We start from the raw sequence: 7,617 nt of genomic DNA on the forward strand, positions 1-7,617 counted from the left end.
AGTGCACAAATGTAGGCATGGCCGCCACAGCACGGCTCACGATAAAGTCGAACTTACCTTCAATATCTTCAACCCTGCTGTTACGGGTCCTGACATTGGTCAAACCTAATCCGCTGACCACCTCATCCACCACTTTGATCTTTTTCCCAATAGAATCCACAAGGGTAAATTGGGCCCCCGGAAACAGAATGGCAAGGGGGATGCCCGGAAATCCACCACCTGTCCCCACATCCAAAACCTCCGCTCCATCCCTGAATTGGACTACCTTGGCAATGCCCAGGGAATGCAACACATGACGCAGGTAAAGCTCGTCAATATCTTTTCTGGAGACCACATTGATCTTTAGGTTCCAGTCCTGATAAAGCGCCTGCATTCGTTGGAATTGTTCCTTTTGCAATGCCGATACTTTAGGAAAATATTTAAGAATTATACTGACGGACATGCTTACCTTTGTGTTTTTACCAAAATTACTACTTTCCGTATCAATCAGCAGAAGGGATTCCGCAAGTCATATCAGCTATTGAATCGTATATAGTATATTTACCAAAAAATTTGCCTTTCATGTCACATACTTCAGTAAAGTTTTCCCGGAAAGACTCTATGAATTTCTTCCGGACACTTAACAACAGAGTAAATACCTACTTCAAAGAAAATCAGCTTAAAAAAACCGGAAATTGGAAACTGCACCTTAAAGCTGTAGTGATGTTCGGATTGTTCCTGAGCCCCTATTTCCTCATCCTTAGCCTCAACCTGCCCAATTGGGCAAACCTGCTGCTGACCATGGTGATGGGTGTTGGCATGGCTGGGGTGGGTATGAACGTGATGCACGATGGCAACCATGGCTCCTATTCCAGTAAAAAATGGGTTAATAAACTAATGGGGGGAAGCATTTACATTCTGGCGGGCAATGTCTACAACTGGCAGGTTCAGCACAACGTGCTGCACCATACCTATACCAACATTCAGGACCACGATGAAGATTTGGATGCCGGGAGGATTCTCAGGTTTAGCAAACACGCCAAATGGCACAGGTTCCATAAATTTCAACATTACTACTCCATATTTTTATATGGTTTGCTCACCTTTAACTGGGCCCTAACTACAGATTTTATGCAGATGTACCGTTATACGAGACGAAAGCTGTCCTACGGTAAATTTCCTAATCCTGTAATTAACTGGAGTGTACTGGTGATTACCAAGTTGATTTACGTCACTATTTGGTTAGTGGTGCCCATGTTGTTCCTAGATATCGCCTGGTGGAAAATATTAATAGGCTTCTTTGTGATGCACTATGTTGCAGGCCTGATCCTCAGTGTGGTTTTCCAGCTGGCACATGTGGTGGATGAAGCGGAAACCCCTTTACCAGAGGAGGATGGAAAAATGAAGAACAGCTGGGCCGTACATCAATTGTTCACAACCGTAAACTTCGGTACCGGAAATCGATTGGTGAACTGGTTTACTGGCGGACTCAATCACCAGGTGGAACACCATATATTTCCGAATATCAGCCATATTCATTACACAAAAATCTCTAAAATTGTGAAACAGACGGCAAAAGAGTTCAATTTGCCATATAATGAATACAAGACAACCAGAAAAGCCATAATTTCGCACTTCAGACATTTGAAGGAACTGGGTAAGAACCCGGCTTTACAGTACCAATAAAAAATTCTCCGTCCCATGAATAGCCACCTTTCCGATAGAATCAACAACATGTCTACCTCGGCCACACTTGCCATGGCTGCAAAAGCGAGGGAACTGAGAAAAGAAGGAAAAGACATTATCGGATTGAGCCTGGGGGAACCGGATTTTAATATCCCGGATTTTATCAAGGAAGCTGCTAAAAAAGCGATTGACGAAAATTACAGCAGCTACACCCCGGTTGACGGGTATGGTGATCTTAAGGAAGCCATCTCCAGAAAATTTAAGCGCGACAACAAGCTCACCTACCATCCCAACCAAATTGTGGTGTCTACAGGTGCAAAACAATCCCTTGCCAATGTGGCTATGGTAATGCTCAATAAAGGAGATGAAGTAATCCTGCCAGCACCATACTGGGTGAGCTACCGGGACATCGTAAAACTGGCAGAAGGGGTACCGGTTGAAGTTCCAACGGGTATTGAAACAGACTTCAAGATGACCCCAAAACAACTGCAGGCAGCGATAAGCCCAAAAACAAAAATGCTTTGGTTTAGTTCGCCCTGTAACCCAAGTGGCTCAGTCTACAATGAAGAGGAATTACATGGCCTGGCAGAAGTGCTGAAAAAATACCCGGATATCTACGTCGTATCCGATGAAATCTACGAACATATCAATTTCCGCGGCAAGCACGCGAGTATTGCCTCCGTACCCGGGATGTATGAAAGGACCATTACCGTAAACGGGGTTTCTAAGGCCTTTGCCATGACGGGATGGCGTATCGGATATATCGGCGGGCCCGAGTGGCTGGCCAAAGCCTGCACAAAATTCCAGGGACAAATCACCAGTGGCGCCAATGCCATCGGGCAGCGGTCTACCATAGCCGCACTTGAAGCCCCGGTAAGTAAGATCCGATACATGATAGACGAGTTCCACAAGAGACGGGACCTCTTGTTGAAGTTACTCAGCGAAATTCAGGGATTCAAACTCAATGTGCCGGAGGGTGCTTTTTACGTCTTCCCGGACATATCAGCCTTTTTCGGAAAAACTTTTGGAGACAAAGAGATCAACAACGCCACAGATTTCGCTATGTATCTGTTAGAAGAGGCTAACGTGGCTACAGTAACCGGGGAGGCTTTTGGCAGCCCAAACTGTATTCGAATATCCTACGCCGCTTCCGAGTCCGAATTGGTCGAAGCCGCAGCGCGTATCAAAGCAGCTTTATCGTAATGTTTGATTGCTGTGTTTAGGTCCGCTTCCAGAAATAAGGGGTGAACAGAATCAGCACGGTAAATAGTTCCAGTCGACCTGCCAACATCAGGAAAGCACACCACCATTTTCCAAGCACGGGCAACCCACTGAAATTGCTAAGTGGATTTAAGGATCCGAAAGCCGGGCCTACGTTCCCGAGGGAAGAAGCTGCCCCTCCAATTGCAGAGACAAAATCGAGCCCCAACAAGCCTAAAACCCCTGCCCCTACAAGAAAGAGTAGCATGTACAAGACAAAAAAGGCAATGATGTTATAAACGATATGTTCAGTTACCGTCTTGCGGTTGAAGCGTACGGGTATGATGGCATTGGGATGCAGGGTACGTTTGAATTCAAGAAGTCCGTTTTTAATGATCAGGATATGCCGCATCACCTTGATCCCGCCAGCCGTACTCCCGGCTGAACCGCCGGAAAACATCAGGCCAAAAAAGAAAACGGTGAGAAATGGGGTCCAGGAAGTAAAATCAGCTGTTACAAAACCCGTAGTGGTTACGACAGCGACCACCTGGAACAGGGCATGCCGGAAAGCGCTCTCCCCCTCCCCCAATATCATGGGGAACATCTCTCCCTGCTCCACATTTGCCCGGGTGTATACGACTACCGCCGCTAATACAACAAACAGAAGAATAAAGATGCTGTAGTATTTAAACTCCTCGTCTTTCAGTACCCTTTGCACTTTTCCTTTAAAGGCAAAGTAGCTCAGAACGAAGTTGCTGCCCGCAAGGAACATAAAGAGGATGATGATATACTGTATCAGGGGCTGGTCATTCCAGAACGCCAGGCTGGCATTTTTTGTGGAAAAACCTCCGGTTGAAAGTGTCGCCATGGCATGGTTGATCGCGTCAAAAAATGACATCCCTGCCAATTGCAGCAGGATGGTCTCGGCAGCCGTATACCCTACATAGATCAGCCATAACCTTTTGGCCGTATCGGTGATCCTGGGATGCAATTTATCTGCATTGGGGCCCGGCGCCTCTGCAGCAAACAACTGCATGCCTCCTATCCCCAAAAGGGGGAGGATCGCAACCGCCAATACAATAATACCCATACCACCGATCCAGTGGGTAAGGCTCCTCCAGAAAATGATGCCCCGGGGCAGGCGTTCAATATCATTTAAGATCGACGCCCCCGTAGTGGTATATCCGGATATAGTTTCAAAAAAGGCGTCCGTGATGCTGGGAATTGCGCCAGACAGGTAATAGGGCAGGATCCCTGAAACCGACATGACAAGCCAGCCCAGGGTAACAATGAGATATCCTTCCTTACGTTTTACTTCTTTGTCGTGCCCTCTGGTGAAAAACATCGCCAGGATCCCGATCAGCAAGGTCAGTATTGCCGATAACGTAATCTCCTGGGTGACCCCGTCATGGTATAATCCGCTCACCAGCGCTGCCAATAGCATAAAAGCCCCATTGAACAGGAGCAGCAAGCCCATGAGGTGGGTGATGATTCTTAGATTCAAGTGCATCAATAAAACATCTTTTCAATCTTACTGATCGCTTCGGGCAGGCAGCAAACGACCACCCGGTCGCCTTCCAGTATCTGGAAATCCCCCAGAGCTATCAAGCCATCCCCTCCGCGAATTATCCCGCCGATGGTAGCACTGCCCGGGAAGTTCAGTTGTTTGATCATCTTACCATTTACCTGGGAGGTAGGCCGCACTTCAAACTCCAGGATTTCTGCATTCAGGTTGTTCAGTCGCGTCAGGGCCACTACCTCGCCACGTCGCACGTAGCGGAAAATGTTATTGGCCGCCAGCAGTTTTTTGTTGATCAATGTATCTATGCCTATCGACTGCGACAACTGGAAATAGTCCATGTTTTCCACCAGGGCGATGGTTTTCTTGATGTTTTTAGAACGCGCCACCAGACAGGACATGATATTGGTTTCGGAATTACCCGTAACGGCAATAAAGGCATCCATGGATTCCAGGCTTTCTTCTTCCAGTAATTCCACGTTTCGTCCATCACCATTGATCACCAACGCATTGGGTAAGTCCTCAGCCAGGTCAAACGCCTTTTCCTTATTCTGTTCTATGAGTTTTACGTTGAAACGCTTACTGCAAAGGTCACGTGCAGCTTTGAAGCCCACCTTGCTCCCCCCGAGGATCATGACATTCTTGATCTCTTCTTTCTTCTTTCCCGTAAGTTTGTAGAGTTCTTCCACCCCGGTTTTGTCCGTAATGAAATACACCTGGTCCCCTTTGTCAAAACGGGTGTCTCCTCTGGGGATCAGCGTATATTGGGTGCCGCTGCGTTGCAGAACAATAGGCATAAAATGGAGCTCTGAAAAGATTTCAGCAGCCTGTTTTACGGTCTTGCCCACAAAAGGTGCGGAATCCGGAAGAAAAACACCCACCATGATCAAAGCGCCATTTTCAAACTCATAAGTGTCATTAAACGCCGCCTGGTTAAGCAGTAACTGGATTTCAGAAGCCGCCAGTTCTTCAGGTGATATTAACTCGTCAATTCCCAATTCGGGGAACTTGATAAGCTCTCTGTTATCAATAAACTCGGTATTGGAGATACGGGCAATGGTACGCTGGCTTCCCAGTTGTTTGGCCAGCATACAAAGTGTAATGTTTGTCGTCTGGGAGGAGGTTACTCCAATAACCAGGTCCGAAGTCTCCACCCGGGCCTCTTTCAGGACAGATACGGAGGTGGCATCTCCCTTAAGCACCCGGATATCCAGGTGGCTATCTGCATAGATCAGACTTTCCTTATCCGTATCGATCAGGGTAATGTCTTGCGACTCGTATGATAAGAGTTTTGCCAAATGAAAGCCTACCTCACCTGCCCCGGCAATAATGATCTTCATCTAATAAATTCCTTGTTGTATGGTCCCCTAACTGCAATTTCGGATTGGATAAAGCCAGTGGGGGAAAAGCTTTTACAGCTCATCATATGAAAGTTATACCCGGCAAAATTACACAAATTTCTTTTCACCGTGGAGGGCATTGTCGAATATCACGGTTGGGTGATTATTTATCATATCCGGGACAGGGTTGTTGACAATTACATTCCTATCTTTGCGCGAAATATTTGAGATGGCAGAAAAGGTTAGGCCGTACAAGGATTCTAAAGAAGGGAAGAAAAAGCAGGTTACCCGGATGTTCGACAACATTTCCGGCGACTATGACCGCCTTAACCGCGTGATTTCCTTTGGTACAGACATCCGGTGGAGGAAGCGGGTTGTAGCCATCCTCGCCGCCCGGAAACCCAAGCGTATCCTGGATATTGCTACCGGGACGGGCGATCTCGCCATTGCGCTCAAAAAGACCGGGGCTGATCACATCGTGGGGCTGGATATCTCTCCCGGAATGCTCGAAATAGGAAAACAAAAGGTAAAAGCACGAAAACTCGACCAAACCATAGATATGGTAATCGGTGACAGTGAACAGCTGCAATTTGACGATGCCTCCTTTGACGCGGCAACAGTAGCCTTTGGGGTCCGGAATTTTGAGAATTTACAAACCGGACTCAAGGAGATCTATCGCGTATTGAGACCAGGGGGTACCTTTGTGGTCCTGGAAACCTCTGTCCCCACCCGATTCCCTTTTAAACAGGGGTACCAGTTGTATACCCGTTACCTGCTTCCGGCAATTGGGAAAGTATTCTCCAGGGACAGATCCGCCTATCGCTATCTATCAGAATCAGCAGCGGCCTTTCCCTATGGAGAAGCCTTCAACAATATTTTAAAGGAAATAGGGTTTATAGGTATTGAATGCAGGCCTCAGACCTTTGGGGTGGCGTCAATTTATATCGCTACCAAGTAGCAGGCAACGATAAAGTAATAAAAGCGGCTGAATTGGGAAGCTAATCGTAACAACCGGATGAAATCACCATATTGTCTCCTTGCTGTTTTCTTGTTCACCTGTTCAGTGGGATGGACACAGTTCAATGAAAAGCCCATCCTGAATCTACAAAGTGAAGATCAGGCCTTTCTCAACTGGGGGTACTATCTGGGGTTTAACCAGTACGATTTCAAATTTGACTACAAGAACGACATTGGGGATATTCTCGTCGACAAATCCCTGGGCTTTAACGTGGGGCTTATCGGGGAAATGCGGATTAATAATTTTCTGGACCTGCGTTTTGAACCCGGTTTGTTTTACACGCAGCGCACCCTCGGCTTTCCCGGATTTACAGATCCGGTAGCTGCCCTACGGGAAGTAAAATCCACCTATATCAATTTTCCCTTATTACTCAAGGTCAGCACCAAAAGACTGGGTAACTGGAAGCCCTTTATCATTGGCGGTGTGGGGACCCAACTCAACCTGGGGAGTAACGAAGATAGCCTGGATGACAACAGCAGCGGCACTTTCAGGATGAAAAAGAGCGTCTTTCACTATGAACTGGGTTTTGGTATTGACTTTTATACCGAATACTTCAAATTCGCCCCTTCCATACGGGGCGTGTTCGCCCTGAGTGACGAACTCGTACCGGATAATGACCCCAGCAGCCCCTGGACAAGCAATCTGAACAGCCTGAAAACAAGGGGGATATTTATCAATTTCACCTTTGAATAGCCCTCAGGGCTTCCTGATCTCATTGAGAAGTATGGCCGTTGCCATGGCCACATTAAGGCTTTCCGCCGAAGGGGTTCCGAATTGTGGAATTGTTATTTTTTTCTGGATACTACGACCTAACTCTTCTGAAATTCCATGGGCCTCATTACCCATCACCAGGATCCCGGATTGCGGGAGTTTAG

8 protein-coding genes are annotated in these 7,617 nt (G+C 47.1%); 4 read left to right on the plus strand and 4 right to left on the minus strand.

What is annotated here, in order from left to right; genetic code table 11:
- A partial coding sequence (gene rsmG / locus AC4E7D_RS08990; RefSeq protein ID WP_490173467.1) for a 16S rRNA (guanine(527)-N(7))-methyltransferase RsmG occupies positions 1 to 442 on the minus strand: 442 nt, incomplete at its 3' end.
- A 119-nt stretch (positions 443 to 561) separates the two neighbouring features.
- Between rsmG and AC4E7D_RS08995 the strand changes: the two genes are divergently transcribed.
- Entirely contained in the window at positions 562 to 1,665 is a 1,104-nt protein-coding gene (locus AC4E7D_RS08995; RefSeq protein WP_490173468.1) for a fatty acid desaturase family protein, read from the plus strand.
- Positions 1,666 to 1,680: 15 nt separating this feature from the next.
- Entirely contained in the window at positions 1,681 to 2,868 is a 1,188-nt protein-coding gene (locus tag AC4E7D_RS09000; RefSeq protein ID WP_490173469.1) for a pyridoxal phosphate-dependent aminotransferase, read from the plus strand.
- A gap of 16 nt (positions 2,869 to 2,884) precedes the next feature.
- Here AC4E7D_RS09000 and AC4E7D_RS09005 read toward each other — a convergent pair whose 3' ends face one another.
- Both AC4E7D_RS09005 and trkA read right to left on the minus strand, forming a co-directional pair.
- Positions 2,885 to 4,375 carry a TrkH family potassium uptake protein gene (locus tag AC4E7D_RS09005; protein WP_490173470.1) on the minus strand — a complete coding sequence of 497 codons (1,491 nt, stop codon included), beginning with the start codon at positions 4,373 to 4,375 and terminating at the stop codon, positions 2,885 to 2,887.
- Positions 4,375 to 5,724 (minus strand): Trk system potassium transporter TrkA, encoded by a 1,350-nt coding sequence (gene trkA / locus AC4E7D_RS09010; protein ID WP_490173471.1) that lies wholly within the window; start codon positions 5,722 to 5,724, stop codon positions 4,375 to 4,377. Before trkA ends, AC4E7D_RS09005 begins: the two co-directional genes overlap by 1 nt.
- 229 nt (positions 5,725 to 5,953) lie before the next feature.
- Between trkA and ubiE the strand changes: the two genes are divergently transcribed.
- The gene (gene ubiE / locus AC4E7D_RS09015) at positions 5,954 to 6,682 is read left to right on the plus strand and encodes a bifunctional demethylmenaquinone methyltransferase/2-methoxy-6-polyprenyl-1,4-benzoquinol methylase UbiE (RefSeq protein WP_490173472.1); all 729 of its coding nucleotides are present in this window, start codon (positions 5,954 to 5,956) and stop codon (positions 6,680 to 6,682) included.
- A gap of 57 nt (positions 6,683 to 6,739) precedes the next feature.
- The gene (gene porT, locus AC4E7D_RS09020) at positions 6,740 to 7,435 is read left to right on the plus strand and encodes a type IX secretion/gliding motility protein PorT/SprT (protein ID WP_490173473.1); all 696 of its coding nucleotides are present in this window, start codon (positions 6,740 to 6,742) and stop codon (positions 7,433 to 7,435) included.
- 3 nt (positions 7,436 to 7,438) lie between these two features.
- On the opposite strand, the gene AC4E7D_RS09025 is transcribed toward porT, so the two are convergent.
- Positions 7,439 to 7,597, minus strand: coding sequence for a TrmH family RNA methyltransferase (locus tag AC4E7D_RS09025; RefSeq protein WP_490173474.1), 159 nt, complete (start codon positions 7,595 to 7,597; stop codon positions 7,439 to 7,441).
- Positions 7,598 to 7,617: the final 20 nt, after the last annotated feature.

It is taken from the genome of Lentiprolixibacter sp. (assembly GCF_982873095.1).

What these genes read in the sequence shown, in the direction of transcription:
- AC4E7D_RS08995 (WP_490173468.1), top strand. Translation starts at nt 562, where the DNA reads ATGTCACATACTTCAGTAAAGTTTTCCCGGAAAGACTCTATGAATTTC.
- AC4E7D_RS09000 (WP_490173469.1), top strand. Translation starts at nt 1,681, where the DNA reads ATGAATAGCCACCTTTCCGATAGAATCAACAACATGTCTACCTCGGCC.
- AC4E7D_RS09005 (WP_490173470.1), bottom strand. Translation starts at nt 4,375, where the DNA reads ATGCACTTGAATCTAAGAATCATCACCCACCTCATGGGCTTGCTGCTC.
- trkA (WP_490173471.1), bottom strand. Translation starts at nt 5,724, where the DNA reads ATGAAGATCATTATTGCCGGGGCAGGTGAGGTAGGCTTTCATTTGGCA.
- ubiE (WP_490173472.1), top strand. Translation starts at nt 5,954, where the DNA reads ATGGCAGAAAAGGTTAGGCCGTACAAGGATTCTAAAGAAGGGAAGAAA.
- porT (WP_490173473.1), top strand. Translation starts at nt 6,740, where the DNA reads ATGAAATCACCATATTGTCTCCTTGCTGTTTTCTTGTTCACCTGTTCA.